This is a genomic window from Alteromonas ulvae (genome assembly GCF_048987005.1).
GTDB lineage: Bacteria > Pseudomonadota > Gammaproteobacteria > Enterobacterales > Alteromonadaceae > Alteromonas.
The window spans coordinates 308,179-326,438 of the sequence record NZ_CP185261.1 but is presented as its reverse complement, the minus strand read 5'-3'; the positions used below and the strand labels follow the sequence as shown (position 1 = coordinate 326,438).

Genomic DNA, 18,260 nt, shown 5'->3' with positions numbered 1-18,260 from the left:
TATGTTTGCATTTGCAAATAGGACTTGCGCAGTGGCATTAAGCACACTGATAACAATGTGCATTACTTCACCCGCTTTTGGCTGGGGTCAAACGGGTCACAGAGTAACGGGTGCTATTGCCCAGCAGTATTTAAGCCCGCTGTCACAAGCGGCATTAATGGATTTATTACCCCATGGCTCCCTTGCCGAAGCCTCAACCCATGCCGATGAAATGCGCTCAAACCCAAGTGAGTTTTGGCAAAAAACCGCTAACCCTTGGCACTACGTAACTGTGCCTAAAGGTAAACGCTATGTTGAAGTAGGCGCACCAGAGCAGGGCGATGCATATACTGCGCTTAACGAATTTGCTGAAACGTTAAGAAGCAAAACTGCCAGTGATGATGAAAAGCGTCTGGCACTTCGTTTTATTGTGCACATTATTGGCGACCTGCATCAGCCACTTCACGCGGGCAACGGCACAGATCGTGGCGGCAACGACGTAAAGGTTCGCTTTTTCTGGCAAGACTCTAATTTGCACCGCGTGTGGGACTCACAAATGTTAGATCAGCGGGGACTGTCTTACACCGAGTGGACGGCATGGCTAACCGAGCAAATTACTGCTGAAGATATTCGCAGCTGGGCGTCAACCGACCCTTACGTTTGGATTGAGGAAAGTATCAGCATTCGCGATACCATTTATCCAGAAGATGCAAATAAGATGAGCTATGACTACCTGTACAATCACCTCCCTACTGCCAAACGACGTTTGCAAATGGCGGGAATACGCATTGCCATGTATTTAAACGCTATATTTGAAGACGCCAATAAATAACCAGTAACGCTAGGGCGTAATACTCTTTTCAAATAAGCTGAATTAATACCAAATAGAAAACGGAGGCCTAAGCCTCCGTTTTTTGTTCTACATTTAGCTCGCTTTGAGCCAACGCTCCTAATCTACGTCTAGCGGCTCTGGTGACAAGATAACCCCCGTGCTATCAGCGTAAAGATGATCTTCTGGTAGAAAAGTCACACCACCAAAATTAACCGGGATATCTACATCGCCTACACTGTCAGCATCAGCATTCACTGGAATAGCAGCTACTGCCAGTACGCCAATATCCAATTCAGCAAGGCTGTCTATTTCTCGTACGCTGCCGTAACACACTATACCTTCCCAATCGTTATCGATGGCTATTTGCGCCGACGTGGCATCAAATAGCGCACGGCGGACCGAACCGCCACCATCAATTAGCAGCACTTTACCTGCTCCTGGCTGAGCTAAAACGCGGTCGATAAGGCCTCTATCTTCAAAGCACTTAATCGTTGTGATTTCACCACCAAATGAATAACGCCCACCAAAGCTCGCAAAAATTGGGTCTACGACATCCACGCTATCAGCAAACAAGTCGCATAATTCTGAAGTGTTGTATTCCATGGCCCTGCCCTACATTAGTTAATTTGTGTGAAAAGTCACAACGCAGCTTCTTTCACTAGCATAGCACTAATTTACACGTTGAAAACGCTTGTTTTCGTCACTTGGTTGAAATTTGTTCTCTGTCGCAATTATCAGAAAAAGTCACAAGATTGAGCACAGATCTTGCAGCTTTAAGCTAAGACTTAGGTGCATTTTTAACCTATTGACGTGGCCTTATCGAAAAGCCACCACTAGCATATGCTTATCAGCGGCGCTTGCTTTGTTAAGCACATTAGCCTCTGTAAAAAATGTTTCTTCATACTGTCACCTATTGGTCACAGAATCTAACTAACGTGAGCAGCAAGTAACCAATAGAGGACAAGGTTATATTTATGAAATCCTTGACCGAGTACGATACTGACTTATTTTACCGCCTATACAAATTGACGCAAAAAAGAGACTGTCGTTCCATCATTTGGTTATCAAAAACCGGCGATGGTTATTTGTATCTCGTCGTGGGAATGTTGCTATGGGCATTCGAGCCAGAACACGGCGAAATATTTCTCTATACCGCCTTAATGGCATACGCACTAGAGCTGCCCATTTATGTGTTGTTGAAGAAAACCTTAAAACGCCCCCGTCCCTGTGACTTTCTGACCAATTTTAAAGCACATATTACGCCTTCAGATAAATTTTCGCTGCCTTCTGGTCATACGGCTGCAGCGTGGCTTATGGCGTGCATAGTGGCGCATTTTTACCCTTCGTTCTCGTTTGTAGTTTATGGGTGGGCTTCACTCATTGGGTTATCTAGAGTGTTGCTTGGCGTACATTACCCTTCGGATGTAGTTGCAGGGGCGTTACTGGGAATTGCCATCGCGTTCCTCAGTACCCCTATATTGGTGTAATATGAGAATTCTTTACGGCGTGCAGGGCACAGGCAATGGGCACATTGCTCGAGCGAGAATTATGGCTGCTGCATTTGCAGAGCGAAACGACATTGATGTGGACTTTGTATTTACCGGAAGAGCACCGGAGAAATACTTTGATATGGATGTATTTGGTCACTACACAACACTTTGCGGGTTAAGCTTTATTTACAAAGATGGAAAAGTAAAAAAGTGGAGCACAGTGCGCCACGCGCGTATAAAGCAGTTTGTTAATGACGTGAAGCAGTTTGATACCAGTCAATACGACTTACTGATCAACGACTTCGAGCCTGTCACTGCCTGGGCTGCGAAGCGCCAAGGACTGCCATCAATGTCTATCAGTCATCAGGCGGCTTTTGCTTATGATGTCCCCAAACGAGGTAACTCGCTATTTGACGCCACTTTAATGAAAGTTTTTGCGCCAACCCAACAGAAAATTGGGGTTCATTGGTACCACTTTAACCAACCTATCATTCCCCCTTTTGTAGTAGATAAGCCAATAACGCACGCAAATAACAGCCATATATTGGTTTATCTTCCTTTTGAGAATATTAGCGATATACGGGATATGCTTGAGCCGCTGGCCGACCAAACGTTTATTTGCTTTCACCCCGATATAGAACAAGCCGACACTCAGGGGCACATTCAGTGGAATCCTACCTCTAAAGTGCATTTCCACAAAGCCTTACAAAACTGTAATGGTGTAGTAGCAAACGGTGGGTTTGAGCTTTCAAGCGAAGCATTGCAACTAGGCAAAAAGTTGCTTATTAAGCCATTACACGGGCAGTTTGAGCAATTGTCGAATGTGTTTATGCTCGATAGTCTTAATTTGTGTCAACCTTTGTTTCAGCTAGACACCGATGTACTAGAAGAATGGCTGACATCTGAAGATATTGAGCCAATCACCTTTCCAGATAACGCAAATTTACTCATTGATTGGATTAAACAAGGTAATTACACAGACACAAAATCCCTTTGTGAAATCCTTTGGAAAAACGTCCACTATGGAGATAAAACGAGAGAACGTTTATTGTCTCTTGCAATTTAGTACCGCAATGCGATGATAGCGGCAATTATCGTATTATCTGCGGGAGTGTTCTGTGCTTAACAAGTTGGCTGTTTTTCTGCTTGCCCTCACTACATTAAGCGGTTGTGGTTACAAAGGTGCATTGTATATACCCGACGCACCATCGCAAATCCCGCCTCCCTCTTCAGACTTGTCTTCTGACGAGAGTGAGCAAACACCTAACAATCAAACTACAGTTTCTGACTCGGTGCCTAAAACTACACTCATAAATACATCGATAACTGCACCCATAAAGATGCCCCTTACTAAACTTGGAGACCCTAACTAGTGGATTACTTTGCCTACAAGCAAGGTCAGCTTTTCGCTGAAGACGTTGCCATTGCCGATATTGCCGCTCAACACGGCACACCCGTTTATATTTACTCTCGGGCTACACTAGAGCGCCATTGGCATGCATTCAATGACGCCATAGGCGAGCATCCTCACCTTATCTGCTATGCGGTAAAGGCAAACTCAAATATTGGCGTACTTAGCGTATTAGCCAAATTAGGCTCAGGCTTTGACATAGTATCTGCAGGTGAATTAGCCAGAGTAATCGAAGCCGGCGGCAGCGCCAGCAAAGTGGTATTTTCAGGTGTAGGTAAAAAGCATAATGAAATTCGCTACGCACTACAGCAAGGCATCATGTGCTTCAACGTAGAATCAGAGCCAGAACTACACCGTATTAATGAAGTAGCCGGTGAGTTAGGTGTGCAAGCGCCCATTTCGTTGCGCATAAACCCTGATGTAGATGCAAAAACACACCCTTATATTTCCACAGGGCTGAAAGCTAATAAATTTGGTATTGCCCGCGAGAATGCTCTTGCCACTTATGAGTTAGCAGCATCACTGCCAAACCTCAACGTCGTGGGAATGGATTGTCATATTGGCTCGCAGTTAACAGACATTGGCCCGTTTGTAGATGCACTAGAGCGTTTGCTGGTCTTAATTGATGAGCTAGCCGAACGCAATATCATTATTGAGCATCTAGATGTAGGCGGCGGCTTAGGCGTTACTTATAACGATGAACTGCCTCCGCATCCTAAAGAATATGCCGAAGCCATGGCTGAAAAAATGGTAGGTCGAGAGTCGTTAAAACTTATTCTTGAGCCAGGCCGCGCTATCGCAGCAAACGCAGGTATTTTGGTAACAGAAGTTGAGTTCATTAAACAAGGCGAAGAGAAAAACTTTGCCATTGTTGATGCAGCCATGAACGACTTACTTCGCCCAGCGCTTTATTCAGCATGGCAAAACATTATCCCGGTTAATGAAAATAGCGACGCTCTTCCAAGTACTTATGATGTAGTGGGCCCGGTATGTGAAACCGGCGATTTTATTGGCAAAGACAGAACGTTGGCTATAAAACCCACTGATTTATTAGCGGTTCGCAGTGCAGGTGCCTATGGCTTTGTCATGGCCTCAAACTACAACAGTCGCTGTCGCCCCGCCGAGATTATGGCAGATGGCGATACCGCCATTGTGGTGCGCGAGCGAGAAATTCAAAAAGATCTCTGGAAAGGTGAGCACAAACTTCCGTAAACTAGAGACAAATATAAGATAAAGATGCACTGTTAATGCAGGTTCAATTTTCTAAAATGCACGGTTTGGGTAACGATTTCATGGTTATTGATAACGTTACCCAGAACGTGTTTTTCTCAAAAGATAAAATAAAACAACTGGCAGACCGGAATTTCGGTATTGGCTTCGACCAACTATTGATGGTTGAACCCCCCTACGACCCAGAGCAAGACTTCCACTATCGCATTTTTAACGCAGACGGTTCGGAAGTGGAGCAGTGTGGCAACGGCGCACGTTGCTTTGCCCGTTTTGTGAAGCAGCACGGCCTAATAAACCGTAACAAAATTGTAGTAAGCACCAAAGCTGGGAAAATAGTGCTGTATCTTGAAAAAGATGGTCAAGTTACCGTTAACATGGGTAACCCCGTGTTCGAGCCAGCCTCCGTTCCTTTAAAAGCAAATAAGCAAGAGAACACCTACATTTTACGGGTGGGTGACAAAACCTTGTTTATTGGTGCCGCCTCAATGGGCAATCCCCACTGCGTGATGGAAGTCGATGATGTTGATACTGCTGCCGTACATGACATTGGCCCATTGGTAGAACGCCACGAACGTTTTCCTGAGGGTGTAAATGTTGGGTTTATGCAGGTTATCAATGAGTCGCATATTAAACTTCGTGTATTTGAACGTGGTTCAGGTGAAACCTTGGCCTGTGGCAGCGGCGCATGCGCGGCAGTTGCAATTGGTCAAATACAAGGTAAATTAGGAACAGACGTGCGGGTAGATTTGCCCGGTGGCAGTTTACGTATTCGCTGGCCAGGCCCAGATAGCGTGATGAAAATGACTGGACCTGCTGAACACGTATATGACGGACAGATAACGATATGAGCGAATTACTAGGGCAATCTAACGCAACTCACATTATTGAGCCCTTTACAGACACCTCTGCACTCACTCCAGCGCAGGTGCGTGATTATTTGTTAGAAAACCCTGAGCTCTTCGAGCAGTACCCCGAACTTCTTGAGAAAATACACCTTCCCCATGAACAAAAGGGGACAGTTTCTCTAGTCGAAATTCAAAGTGAACAGCTTAGAAAAAAAGTACGCCAACTCAACTTTAAGCTAAACCAGTTGGTTTCTATTGCTAAACAAAATGAAAAAATATACCGCGTTTACACCGATTTAAATGTTCAACTGCTGCGCTGTGAGAGTGTCGCAGAAGTGCAATTTACCCTCGAAGACGTCCTGCAAGAACGCCTTCAGTTATCGTCTGCGGTAATCAAAAGCTTTAAAGGCCCCCATGCTATTCCAGAGCTTCAGCAACGCTTGTTCACAGAAAAGCGTTTTAAAGAATCTAACTTCTTCTTTGGGCGACTTTCTCAACACGAGAGACAACTGTTGTTTGGTGAAAGCAGCGCCGAATCCGTTGCGCTCATGTTGCTCGGCGACAAGCGCGAATTAGGCATATTGGGAATAAGCAGTAGCGATGCGAGCCACTTCACCCCAGAGATGGACACACTGTTACTTCAACAGCTTCAACAAGTACTCAACATTATATTGCCAGAGATGATGGGGTATTAAGCCCCGTGTCTGACATGTCTCAAACGAGTTCAGGTAACACCCTGCCCAGTTCCAGTGAAACACTGCTGAGCGATACCTGTCAGCACTGGCTGAATAAATTTTTGCTGCATCTTCAGGTTGAGCGAGGCCTCTCTCCTCACACAGTGAAAAATTATCAGCGACAACTTACCGAAGTAGCAAGCCTCCTTGGCCTATTTGAATGGTCAGGGCTTACCCCTAGTGATATAAAACGCGTTATGGCCGATTCAAAAATGTCGGGGCATAGCGCACGTAGTATCGCACTTCGGCTTTCTGCTCTTCGCACGTTTTGCAGCTATCTGATTGAGCAAAAGCAGTTGTTCAGCAATCCACTAGAAGGGATCCATGCGCCTAAACAGGGAAAACCGCTTCCAAAACAGCTTAGCGTTGATGAAATGCAACAACTGCTTACTATACGCCCTTCAAGTGATGATGAGGGAATGCAGCTTCGCGATAACGCCATGTTTGAATTGATGTACGGCTGCGGACTGCGTTTGAACGAGCTTACTGGGCTTAATCTTGCCGACTGCCTGAAAGACGGCACGGTGAGAGTGACGGGTAAAGGTAGCAAGCAACGTATTTTACCCCTTGGTCGCCACGCTCAAAAAGCCCTGAATGCCTGGTTAAAAGTCAGGCCGGCCCTTGCCTCTCCCTATGAAAGCGCGGTGTTTGTTAGCAAGCGAAAAACGCGGATATCTAATCGTCAAGTTGCCAACAGACTCGATAAAATGGCCCAAGAACAATCCATATCTCAAAAAGTAAGCCCCCATAAATTGCGCCATTCCTTTGCAACCCACGTACTAGAGTCGAGCGGGGATTTACGCGCGGTTCAAGAATTACTTGGGCACGCCAATTTGTCGACAACACAGGTTTATACACACCTCGACTTTCAACATCTCGCTAATGTTTACGATGCAGCCCATCCCCGGGCACATAAAAAATAAACATAACCTATAAACGCGACACATTAAGGCCAGCTAGTTTATGCAGTTTTACAGACCTCTTAATGAAGTAAAGGCCATGACCTTTGACCTCGATGACACCCTATACAACAACGAACCTGTCATTAGGCAAGCTGAGGCTGCCCTAGCCGCCCATTTAAAAGCCCATCACAGTAATGCCGCTGCGCTTACCCCTCGCGACTGGTACTTACTTAAGCACGCTGCCATTAATCGAGACAATCGTTTAGCCTCAGATATGGGCCAATTGCGCAGAGTTATATTAACCGCGGCCCTTTCTGGTAAAAATGCACACTCGCTTTCTGCAGAAATACCGGATGACGCAGAGTTAAACAGCGCTGTGGATGCATGCTTTAATTGCTTTTACGATGCGAGAAGTGATTTTACCTTAGATGATGACGTACATAACATACTCAAACTGCTGAGTGATAATATGCCCCTCGTTGGTATCACCAACGGTAATGTGGACGCCGATAAAATAGGCATCACGCCCTACTTCGATACTATTTTGCATGCCAGCATAACCAGGCCAATGAAACCTGCACCGGACATGTTCAACGAAGCAGCAGCAATATTAGATATTCCTGCCGGTAACATATTACATGTTGGCGATAATATTATTAAGGATGTGCTAGGGGCAATAAATGCGCAATTTCAAGCAGCCTGGTTTGCCTGCAACCGCCCTATGGTGCTAAGTAGTGAACCGGTTTCGGTGCTGCCCCATGTATCACTATCGACGTTGTCAGAACTCGCTCACTTTTGCCGTAAGTAGGCTAGGCAAACCTTAACGGCGCCGCCGTCGCTATTACACATTATCCTCAAGCACATTTTGCTGCATAGACTCGCAAGGGTGTTGACATACTGGACGGCCAACTATTTTTGCTGGCACGCCAACCACAGTTACATGAGGTGGGACATCGTTTAGTACCACGCTACCTGCACCAACTTTTGAACCTTCGCCCACTTCAATATTACCCAATATTTTAGCCCCTGCTCCCACTAAAACACCTTGGCGAATTTTAGGGTGACGATCGCCAGATTCGTTTCCGGTTCCGCCTAGCGTAACGCTTTGCAGCAATGACACATTGTCTTCAACCACAGCGGTCTCGCCAATAACGATGCCGGTGGCGTGGTCAAACATAACGCCTTTCCCAATTTTCGCAGCAGGGTGAATATCCACACTGAAGCTCGCTGAATTGCGGCTTTGAAGAAAAAGAGCAAGCTGATGACGACCGTGCATCCATAAATAATGCGCCATACGATGCACTTGAACAGCATGGAAACCTTTGAAATGCAGCAGCGGGGTTAAAAAGTCGCCTACCGCGGCATCACGGGCTTTAATGGCTAAAATATCTGCGGTAGCCGCTTCACTGATCCCTGGCTCTAGTAAATAGGCCTGATCGAAGACTTCCCGTATAGCGAGGGCTGGCATCACGTCGTCAGCCATTTTATTGGAAAGAATAAAGCTCAAGCACGATTCAAAGTTATGATGCGCCAATACACTGGCATGAACGTAACTTGATAATAACGGTTCATTATCTGCAACAATTTTTGCTTCTTGTTTCAAAGTAGACCAAAAATCGATGGGCGTAGAGGTTACAGACATAGCATTTCCCGTTGGTATTTATCGTAGGTACAGCAACATTAAGCAGCAAAGCGTAAACCCAATAGTTTACCTGAGATTAACGAATTGCAATATGACAGTGATACCCAACGACAGCTAATTTTGATCAACTTAGCTAAACAAATAATTATTAGTTATTCCAATAGGTTTGTTATTTGCCATATCAATGGAGCCAACCGCACACCAGTGAAGAGAAGCCAAAACTAGACTGTATAAATTAACAGTCAGCTGGCATAATAGCGACGCTTCTAATTTGTGAATAAAATAAGATAACAGGTGCCACACTATGGATGTATCCAGACTGCTAGACGAGCTTAACGACAAACAACGTGAGGCTGTAGCAGCACCGCTCTCAAATGCGCTGGTATTAGCAGGCGCTGGTAGTGGCAAAACCCGCGTACTCGTTCACCGTATAGCGTGGTTAATGGAAGTCGAAAATATTGCACCCTTCTCAATCTTAGCCGTTACGTTCACAAATAAAGCCGCTAAAGAGATGCGCGGTCGTATAGAGTCGCTCATGGGCAAAAGCCTGCATAACATGTGGATTGGCACGTTCCACGGTTTAGCCCATCGCTTGTTGCGCGCTCACCACGCTGAAGCACGACTGCCAGAGAATTTTCAAATCATTGATTCAGACGATCAGTATCGCTTGATTCGTCGAATGTTAAAGGCCATGAATTTAGACGAGAAGCACTATCCCCCTCGCCAAATTCAATGGTATATCAACGGTAACAAAGACGAAGGTCTGCGCCCTCAGCATATTGAAACCTTTGACGACCCTATTCAAAAAACCATGCGCGAAGTGTATACCGCTTATCAAGATGCCTGCGATCGCTCAGGCCTTGTAGACTTTGCTGAATTACTGCTACGCGCTCATGAACTGTGGGCGAAAAACCCTGACGTATTAGCCCACTACCAGCGTCGTTTTCGCGCGGTGTTAGTGGACGAATTTCAAGATACCAACAACATTCAATATGCTTGGTTACGCATGCTGAGCAGCGGTGATAATAACAATATTATGATTGTGGGTGATGACGACCAGTCTATATACGGTTGGCGGGGCGCAAATGTAGACAACATTCAGCACTTTTTAAAAGACTTTGAATCGCCAGCAACCATTCGCCTAGAGCAAAACTATCGCTCCACGGGCAACATACTGAAAGCGGCCAATACCGTTATCGATAACAACACAGGTCGTTTGGGTAAAGAGCTTTGGACTGAAGATAGTCAAGGTGAGCCCATCTCGGTGTATGCCGGCTTTAACGAGCTTGATGAAGCCCGCTTTATTGTGTCGAAGATAAAAGACTGGCTGAACCAAGGCAATGCCCTTAGCGATACCGCCATTTTATACCGAAACAATGCTCAATCTCGTGTTTTAGAAGAAGCGTTGCTACACGAAGGGCTGGCATATCGCATTTACGGTGGCCTGCGGTTCTTCGAGCGTCAAGAAATAAGAGATGCCCTTGGTTACCTGCGCATGGTTAGTCATCCCCACGACGATGCCGCCTTCGAGCGCGTGGTGAATACACCGAGTCGTGGCATCGGCGAAAAAACCCTGTCTCAGGTGCGCGAAACCGCGCGAACGCACAACTGCTCTATGTGGCAGGCTAGCCAACTGCTGATTAACGAAGCAAGCTTAAAAGGTCGCGCGCTAAACGCAATACAAAGTTTTGTATTATTAGTGACAGAATTGGAACAGTCGACGATTGATGATTCACTAGATCAACAGGCAGACAAAGCTATTCGCCAGTCTGGGCTATACGCTATGTACCAGTCTGAGCGCGGAGAAAAAGCGCAAGCCCGTTTAGAGAACTTGGAAGAGCTGGTTACGGCGTGTAAAACCTTCATTATGCCCGATGAGGCAGAGGAAATGACGCCTCTGGCGGCCTTTTTAGCTCACGCCTCACTTGAGGCCGGTGACACCCAAGCCGATAAAGATCAAGATGCCGTGCAAATGATGACTATCCATACCGCAAAAGGTTTAGAATTCCCTTTGGTATTTTTGGCCGGTGTTGAAGAAGGCATGTTCCCAAGCCAAATGACCAATGATGAGCCTGGACGAATGGAAGAAGAGCGTCGTCTCTGCTATGTTGGAATGACGCGGGCTATGCAAAAGTTGTATATCACTTATGCAGAAAGTCGTAGATTATATGGTCAAGACAAATACCACACCGCGTCGCGCTTTATCCGCGAAATGCCGGAAGACTGCATTGAAGAAGTGCGGCTAAAATCGACTATTTCGCGTCCTGTGCACAACCGATTTAATCAGATGACGTCGCATGCGTCATTTGAAGAAACTGGGTTTAAGTTGGGCGAACGGGTAGTGCACCGAAAGTTTGGTGAAGGTATTGTGCTAAATTATGAAGGTAGTGGCGAACACGCTCGCGTGCAGGTAAACTTTGATGAGTTTGGCAGTAAATGGTTAGTTCTCGCCTACGCAAAATTGGATAAAGCGTAGCAATAATTCGGCAAGGTAGCCTATATCCAAGTTGGACTATATGCAGCAACATGTGCTGGTCATTGAAAATGGCGACAACAACCTAGAGATCATTTCAAGGCTAGTAAGGCGTGCCGGGCTTACACCTGTGGGTGCCACATCATTAACAGAAGGCCGTGTTCGTTTTGCGCAAAACACGCCAGAAACCTTTTTATGTGCCATTGTGGCTTACACATTGCCAGACGCACCGAAAGGCGAAGCTATCGACTTTGCCATTGACGCCTATATTCCCACCATTGCCACAACAGAAAGCTTAGACACCCTTACTCGCGACAAAGTACTTGAACGTAATGTAGTCGACTACATTCCCAAAGAAAATGCGCAAAACTACGATTACCTCATCCGCTTAATATCACGACTTGAAAAGAATAAATCTACTGGCGTGGTGGTAGTCAGTACCAACAGAGTGCAGCGAACCAGAACCTTATCGCTACTTGAGCGCCATAACTTTGTGGTATACGAATGCCTTACCGCCAGTGAGGCCATGACGACCCTATCGACACACAAGCACATTCGACTTGTGATTACTGACAACACGCTTCCCGATATGTCCGGCACCGTATTTGTTGCTAGTCTTCGCAAAGCGTTTTCAAAGGAGCAGCTAGCGGTTATGGGTATTGCCGGCGGCCAGGGCATGCTAATGTCTGCCCATTTTATAAAAAGCGGAGCCAACGACTTTTTGCGGATACCTTATTGCCACGAAGAGTTTTTGTGCCGAGTAATGCAGAATGTGGAATACATTGAGAGCGTAGAAGCCATTAGGCGTGCGGCCAATACTGACTACCTAACCGGTCTGCCAAATAGACGTCATTTTTTCTACACCGTGACCATGGAGCACCAACAGCTCCTCGAAAACCATGCACTAGCGCTTATCGATTTAGACTTTTTTAAGGCCATTAACGACACCCATGGTCATGACGCAGGAGATGCGGTGTTAAAGGCCGTTGCCGCACTTATTGAATTTTACTTTCCCGATGAAATTATTTCGCGCTTTGGCGGCGAAGAATTTTGCATTTACCTGCCAAACACCCCCTTTTTAGAGGCCAGTAAGCGTCTCGATGATTTTAGAAAGGTAGTGGAAAATGAATCTATCGAGCTACCAAGAGGTAGCACTCACGTGACGTGCAGCATAGGTATGAGCGGCGCAGTAACCCAACGTATTGATAAACTTATCAGCGATGCTGACAAGCAACTTTATGCCGCCAAGAGCAGTGGCCGCAATAAAGTGATGTTTGACGAGTCGCTACACGCCACCTATCAATAGCCGCTGTTTTCATTACACTAACGTATCTACACCTACGAATTGCACCTTTCGTTTACTATGCGCATAGCCTACTTATCTTGCGCAGCAGCTTGAAGCTCTGAAGCTTGTAGTTCCGAAGCTTGAAGCTTTGCCGCTTTAAGCGCAGCAGCTCGCGCTTGCTGTCGCTGTCTGCGAAAATTGAATATAGAATCTGCGCTAAACACCGCGAGTGCCAGCCACACAAATGCAAAGGTAGTTAGCCTTGCCTCTTCTAATGGTTCGCCGTAGAGATAAACGGCTAAAATAAACATCAGTGTTGGACCAATATACTGAAAGAACCCTAAAGTGGAATACATGATGCGCCTTGCTGCAGCGGTAAAGCACAATAGCGGCGCAGTGGTCACTATACCGGCGGCAAAGATAAGCAGGTTTAAGTCGATACTATTGTTGAACAAGTTGCTGTATTCAGATCCATAAAGCACCCAATAGCCTATGGCCAGCGGTGATAGCATGAGGGTTTCTATAAATAGTCCAGGTAAGGAATCTACTGCCACCTGCTTGCGCAGCAAACCATAAACACTAAAACTTGATGCCAGTACTAGCGCAATCCAAGGTATTTCACCATAAGAGAGCACCAAAATACTTACACCTACTACTGCTAAAATAACCGCGGTTCTCTGCAGGTTTCGAAGCCGTTCGCCCAAGAATACACGCCCTAAGAACACATTGATAAGCGGGTTAATGTAATAGCCTAAGCTGGCGTCGAGTAAGTGGTCATTATTTATGGCCCAAATAAACAGCAACCAGTTAGCCCCCAGCAGTAAACCAGCGAAAAAGAGAATAACCATTACCCGCTTATCCCTCAGTGCGGTTATCACTTTAGGCCATTGTCTGAGCGCAGCGATAAAAACAATTAGTAGCACCGCAGACCAAATGACTCGGTGCATTAATATCTCAGCAGCAGGAAGTACCATCAACTGTTTGAAATAAATGGGGGCTACGCCCCACATACTGTAAGCGGCTATCGCACAGATAACGCCCACTTGGGCGGCAGAAGCTGGCTTAGACAATGATAACTCCAAAACGAAACAGGCTATAAGCGCGCTATTGTTTAATACAACGCTATTTTAAACAAGCGCTCAGTTGTGCTTGCGGCCCAAAGTGTTACATAAACGGGTTAAACACCGTTAACCCTGTCTGTGAGTATGGTTTAGCGCGTTTAAAGTAAGAATAATGTACCAAGACCTAAGAAGGCTACAAAGCCTACAATGTCCGTCACCGTTGTTAAAATAACCGAACCTGATAGCGCAGGGTCGATTTTTAATTTATCTAAAATAATCGGCACAAACACACCTGCAATGGCCGCCGCTACAATATTGAACAAAATGGCTAAGCAAATAACCACACCCAGCATTACATCAGTAAACCAAAAATAGGCAACAATGCCGATCACTAAGGCCCATATAACACCATTAACGCCGCCCACTTTTAGCTCTTTAATCATTAACGCTTTTATATTGGCAGGGGTAACCTGCCCTAGTGCTAAACCTCGCACAATGAGCGTTAGGGTTTGGCTGCCTGCAATCCCTCCCATACTTGCCACAACCGGCATAAGCACTGCTAATGCAACCACCTGCTGAAGCGTACCTTCAAACAGGCCAATAAACCACGATGCCATGAATGCAGTGAGTAAGTTAATACCTAACCACAATGCGCGATTTTTCGCACTTTTCGCGACGGGAGAAAATAAATCTTCGTCTTCATCCATACCGGCCGATGCCATGACCTGTCGCTCGTAAAACTCATTCACTAGTTCACTAGCCGAGGTAATATCAAGCCTGCCGAGTAAGGTATTATTTTCATCTACCACCGGCAGTGAGGCTAAGCCTGAACGCTGCACTATTAACGATGCATTCATGGCATCGTCATCGCCTTTGAACGTAGTGATATTATCTTCTGCCAATGCAGTCAATGCTTTGTCTTGTTCAGCGGAAAATAACTTATTTATTTTGACCAGCGCAGTAAATTGCCCCGTTCGATTCACAAGATAAATACTGTCGCAGTGCTGAGGAATGTTCTTCTTCAATAGGCGCAATGCCTCCTTAACTTTTGCGTTAGAAGGCAGCACAAGCTGCTCATGGTTTACCCAGTGACCAATCTGATTATCAGGAAAAAGTGAGGCTTCTCTAAAGTACTTTCGTTCTTTGGAGTCAAGTGACTCATAGGCCAAATCAACAAGGCGCTTGGGTAACGAGTCTAGTAGTTCAAGTAAGTCATCGGCGTAGATGTCAGCAAAAATAGAAGCCCATTCGTTGTGAGGCGTATTATCGATAAGAATTTCACGGGGGTCGCTTCGCATCTCAACCAATACGTTCAGCTTTTGCTCACGCGGTATTCCCTCCCACACCACCAATCGTGGCTCAACGGGCAACGATTCTAATAGCGTAGCAATGTACACATTATCTTGACCACTTAGCGCCGCTAATAACGACGCGGGGTCGTCAGCCATACCTTCGGCAACAATCTCTTCGATTAAATCTGGTAATTGGTCAGCCACACTATACCTCCTGTTAACACACGCTTTTTCAATCTTACCGCCCTTAGATTACCATGTTGCTGCGTATGAAAATATGACGGGCTGATGTATATACGCTTATACGTTCCTGTTTATTCACTCTTTCTTAGGCTGTTTCGGAATGTCTCGATGTTCGATGTTTGGGCCTTGCGCTGAATTTTAGTCTAGTTTTTACAAATGCCCCGTGAAGACAGAGCAAAAAAAGCGTAAAATCCCCAACCATGACAACTGCATTAGCCACCACAGAAATATCACCCCACTCTGACAACACCGTATCGCCAGAGAACGTACTAAAAAACGTTTTCGGTTACGGTGAATTTCGCGATGGCCAAGGGGAAGTTATTCACCATGTGTGTAACGGTGGTGATGCACTTGTGCTGCTGCCTACCGGCGGTGGAAAGTCGTTGTGTTATCAAATACCAGCATTAGTTCGCGACGGTACCGCCATAGTGGTGTCACCACTGATATCCCTCATGCAAGACCAGGTAGAGCAGCTAAAAGCCCTCGGCGTTAAGGCAGATTATCTCAATTCCACACTCGATGCTGAAGCCCAGGCTAATATTAACGATGCGCTTATTGCAGGAAAACTAGACTTACTTTACGTGTCTCCTGAGCGCCTAATGCAGTATTCATTTCAGCAATTACTCAACAGAGCGGAAATCGCCCTATTTGCCATTGATGAAGCCCACTGCGTATCCCATTGGGGCCATGACTTTCGTCAAGATTATCGCGCTTTAGGTAAAATAAAATCGCGCTTCTCTCACATTCCTGTTATTGGCTTAACCGCTACTGCTGATACAGCCACTCAAGCCGACATTTTAAACCAGCTCACGTTATATGAGCCACTGGTGTACAAAGGCAGTTTCGACCGCCCTAATATTCGCTATCGCGTCATGTCAAAATACAAAGCTTTTGACCAGGTTGTTAACTATGTAAAGCAGCAAGAAGGCAGCGGTATTATTTATTGTAATAGCCGCGCCAAGGTTGATGATTTGCACGCCAAACTTTTCAGACTAGGTTTTCGATGCGCTGCTTACCATGCCGGCATGGAGAGCGATGAACGAGAGTTGGTGCAGCGTCAGTTCCTCAATGACAAAATTGATATTGTGGTCGCGACAGTAGCCTTTGGTATGGGCATCAACAAGTCTAATGTACGCTATGTGGTTCATCACGATGTACCTCGTAGTGTAGAGAGCTACTATCAAGAAACCGGGCGCGCTGGACGGGACGGGCTAGAATCAGAAGCGCTGCTATTGTTTGACGAAAAAGATGCCGCCAGAGTGAGGCAATGGATTGAGCAAGGCGAAAGTGGTGATAGAAATCACATAGAACTTCAAAAGTTTGCTGCTATGGAAGCCTTTTCTGAAGCGCAAACCTGTCGTCGGCAAGTTTTGCTTAACTACTTTTCTCAGTTTAGCGATAGCGCCTGCGGCAACTGTGATATTTGTTTAGACCCGCCAAAAATGGTGGATGGCCTTGTTATAGCCCAAAAAGCCTTATCATGCATTTTGCGCTTATCTCAACAGGCATCAAGTCAATACGTTATCGATGTGTTGCGGGGCAAGCAGCTTCGCAGGCTACAAGAGGCAGGACATCACCAGCTTTCCACCTATGGAATAGGAAAGGACAAATCAGACAGTTATTGGCATAACATTTTGAATCAGCTGGTTCATAAAGGGCTGATACGCGTTGATATTACTGCACATGCGGCGCTGCGACTTACAGAGGCCTCGCGCCCTGTATTAAAAGGCGAAGTCCCGGTGCAGTTAGCAGTACCGCGACTTGAATTTAAACCGGACAAAAAAGCCAAGCAAGCACCTTCCAATTACGACCGAACCTTGTTTACAAGGCTCAAGCATTTACGCAAAGTACTGGCAGAAGAGAATGAAGTACCGCCTTATGTGGTATTTAGCGATGCGACCTTAGTCGATATGGCATGTAAGCTGCCCGTCACTCGCAATACCTTACTGGAAGTGAGTGGTGTTGGACAAACCAAATTAGAACGATACGGCGACGCTTTTATCAAACTTATCGAAGACTACATCTATCGAAATGACTAAGAGTTGCGCTAAGAGGGATCCCAGCGACTACACACCCCGCATGAAGTCGCATTAAAGCTAAGCGTACGCGTACTCACCGCCTTTTTCTAAAGCGCGCTGGTAAGCGGGTCTCTCATGTACACGTTTCACATACCCGCGAATTGCCGCAAAATCATCAGCCCGACCGCTAGCAACAAGAGACTCTAGAGGGAATATCATTTGTATATCCGCCCCCGTTGGTTCCTCACCTGCAAACCACGTGTGGCTGGCAAGATACGACTCTACATAGCGAAGGCTCTGCGCCAAGTTAGGGCCATAGTATGCGTTAATTATTCCATCCACTAATTTGTCAGTGATCGGCTTTATGAAAAACGGTTTAGAGCCCTTCTGACGGGCTTTCTCCAATACTAGATTAGCCACGAGCGGCGGCATCAAAGAGCCTTCGGCGAAATGAAGCCAAAACCAATAATCCTGCAACGCCTTGTCGTCTTCAGGCACTGAAAAGGCGGATTCAGCGTAATTGCGAACTAGGTATTCAACGATAGCGCCTGATTCAGCGATGGCCCCATGTGGCGTGGTGAGCACGGGTGAGCGTCCTAGAGGGTGGATAGCTCTAAGTGAATCGGGCGCCAAATTGGTTTGACTGTCTCGTTCATAAAACGCGACTTTGTATTCAACACCGAGCTCCTCTAGCAACCACAGAATACGCTGAGAGCGAGAGTTATTTAAATGGTGTAGTGTTAACATGCTCTTTCCTTAATATGCGTTGCCATAGCGCATATAAAACTAATAAACTTATGCTGTATTATATACATGGATAATC

Annotated in this window: 17 protein-coding genes; 12 read left to right on the top strand and 5 right to left on the bottom strand. The window is 46.0% G+C overall.

The genetic code is table 11. The features are described from left to right. Position 1 precedes the first annotated feature (1 nt). A complete protein-coding gene (locus ACOJR9_RS01385; RefSeq protein ID WP_420934655.1) occupies positions 2-811 on the top strand; it encodes a S1/P1 nuclease in 810 nt (269 codons plus the stop codon). Positions 812-928: 117 nt separating this feature from the next. Here the strand turns inward: ACOJR9_RS01385 and rraA are convergent, their stop codons facing one another. Beyond that, on the bottom strand, positions 929-1,414 hold the full coding sequence (rraA, locus tag ACOJR9_RS01380; protein WP_420934654.1) for a ribonuclease E activity regulator RraA: 486 nt from the start codon (positions 1,412-1,414) through the stop codon (positions 929-931). A 371-nt stretch (positions 1,415-1,785) separates the two neighbouring features. On the opposite strand from rraA, the gene ACOJR9_RS01375 reads away from it, so the two are divergent. From ACOJR9_RS01375 to ACOJR9_RS01340, 8 genes are read left to right on the top strand one after another with little or no spacing between them, the layout of a single operon-like run. Further along, on the top strand, positions 1,786-2,298 hold the full coding sequence (locus ACOJR9_RS01375; protein WP_420934653.1) for a phosphatase PAP2 family protein: 513 nt from the start codon (positions 1,786-1,788) through the stop codon (positions 2,296-2,298). A gap of 1 nt (position 2,299) precedes the next feature. Then, on the top strand, positions 2,300-3,367 hold the full coding sequence (locus tag ACOJR9_RS01370) for an MJ1255/VC2487 family glycosyltransferase (protein ID WP_420934652.1): 1,068 nt from the start codon (positions 2,300-2,302) through the stop codon (positions 3,365-3,367). Positions 3,368-3,419: 52 nt separating this feature from the next. Beyond that, positions 3,420-3,674 (top strand): LPS translocon maturation chaperone LptM, encoded by a 255-nt coding sequence (gene lptM / locus ACOJR9_RS01365; protein ID WP_420934651.1) that lies wholly within the window; start codon positions 3,420-3,422, stop codon positions 3,672-3,674. Beyond that, complete coding sequence (gene lysA, locus ACOJR9_RS01360) at positions 3,674-4,924, top strand: diaminopimelate decarboxylase (protein ID WP_420934650.1); 1,251 nt, start codon at positions 3,674-3,676, stop codon at positions 4,922-4,924. The genes lptM and lysA overlap by 1 nt, the downstream gene beginning before the upstream one ends. A 35-nt stretch (positions 4,925-4,959) precedes the next feature. Further along, positions 4,960-5,790, top strand: a complete 831-nt coding sequence (gene dapF, locus ACOJR9_RS01355; RefSeq protein ID WP_420934649.1) for a diaminopimelate epimerase — start codon at positions 4,960-4,962, stop codon at positions 5,788-5,790. Then, positions 5,787-6,482, top strand: coding sequence for a DUF484 family protein (locus ACOJR9_RS01350; protein ID WP_420934648.1), 696 nt, complete (start codon positions 5,787-5,789; stop codon positions 6,480-6,482). The genes dapF and ACOJR9_RS01350 overlap by 4 nt, the downstream gene beginning before the upstream one ends. Positions 6,483-6,496: 14 nt before the next feature. Next, a complete protein-coding gene (xerC, locus tag ACOJR9_RS01345; protein WP_420936019.1) occupies positions 6,497-7,444 on the top strand; it encodes a tyrosine recombinase XerC in 948 nt (315 codons plus the stop codon). A gap of 40 nt (positions 7,445-7,484) precedes the next feature. Then, the gene (locus ACOJR9_RS01340; RefSeq protein WP_420934647.1) at positions 7,485-8,231 is read left to right on the top strand and encodes an HAD-IA family hydrolase; all 747 of its coding nucleotides are present in this window, start codon (positions 7,485-7,487) and stop codon (positions 8,229-8,231) included. A 33-nt stretch (positions 8,232-8,264) separates the two neighbouring features. Here the strand turns inward: ACOJR9_RS01340 and cysE are convergent, their stop codons facing one another. Further along, positions 8,265-9,065 carry a serine O-acetyltransferase gene (gene cysE, locus ACOJR9_RS01335; RefSeq protein ID WP_420934646.1) on the bottom strand — a complete coding sequence of 267 codons (801 nt, stop codon included), beginning with the start codon at positions 9,063-9,065 and terminating at the stop codon, positions 8,265-8,267. Between the two features lie 304 nt (positions 9,066-9,369). Between cysE and uvrD the strand changes: the two genes are divergently transcribed. Further along, positions 9,370-11,541 carry a DNA helicase II gene (gene uvrD, locus ACOJR9_RS01330; RefSeq protein ID WP_420934645.1) on the top strand — a complete coding sequence of 724 codons (2,172 nt, stop codon included), beginning with the start codon at positions 9,370-9,372 and terminating at the stop codon, positions 11,539-11,541. A gap of 40 nt (positions 11,542-11,581) precedes the next feature. Continuing rightward, positions 11,582-12,844 (top strand): diguanylate cyclase, encoded by a 1,263-nt coding sequence (locus tag ACOJR9_RS01325; protein WP_420934644.1) that lies wholly within the window; start codon positions 11,582-11,584, stop codon positions 12,842-12,844. Between the two features lie 68 nt (positions 12,845-12,912). Here ACOJR9_RS01325 and rarD read toward each other — a convergent pair whose 3' ends face one another. Both rarD and ACOJR9_RS01315 read right to left on the bottom strand, forming a co-directional pair. Next, positions 12,913-13,893: an EamA family transporter RarD gene (gene rarD / locus ACOJR9_RS01320; protein ID WP_420934643.1), complete on the bottom strand. Its 981-nt coding sequence runs from the start codon at positions 13,891-13,893 to the stop codon at positions 12,913-12,915. Positions 13,894-14,042: 149 nt separating this feature from the next. Next, positions 14,043-15,380 (bottom strand): magnesium transporter, encoded by a 1,338-nt coding sequence (locus ACOJR9_RS01315; protein ID WP_420934642.1) that lies wholly within the window; start codon positions 15,378-15,380, stop codon positions 14,043-14,045. A gap of 239 nt (positions 15,381-15,619) precedes the next feature. Here ACOJR9_RS01315 and recQ point away from each other — a divergent pair, with 239 nt between their 5' ends. Then, positions 15,620-17,458, top strand: coding sequence for a DNA helicase RecQ (gene recQ / locus ACOJR9_RS01310; RefSeq protein ID WP_420934641.1), 1,839 nt, complete (start codon positions 15,620-15,622; stop codon positions 17,456-17,458). Between the two features lie 57 nt (positions 17,459-17,515). Here the strand turns inward: recQ and ACOJR9_RS01305 are convergent, their stop codons facing one another. Then, the gene (locus ACOJR9_RS01305) at positions 17,516-18,184 is read right to left on the bottom strand and encodes a glutathione S-transferase (protein ID WP_420934640.1); all 669 of its coding nucleotides are present in this window, start codon (positions 18,182-18,184) and stop codon (positions 17,516-17,518) included. Positions 18,185-18,260: the final 76 nt, after the last annotated feature.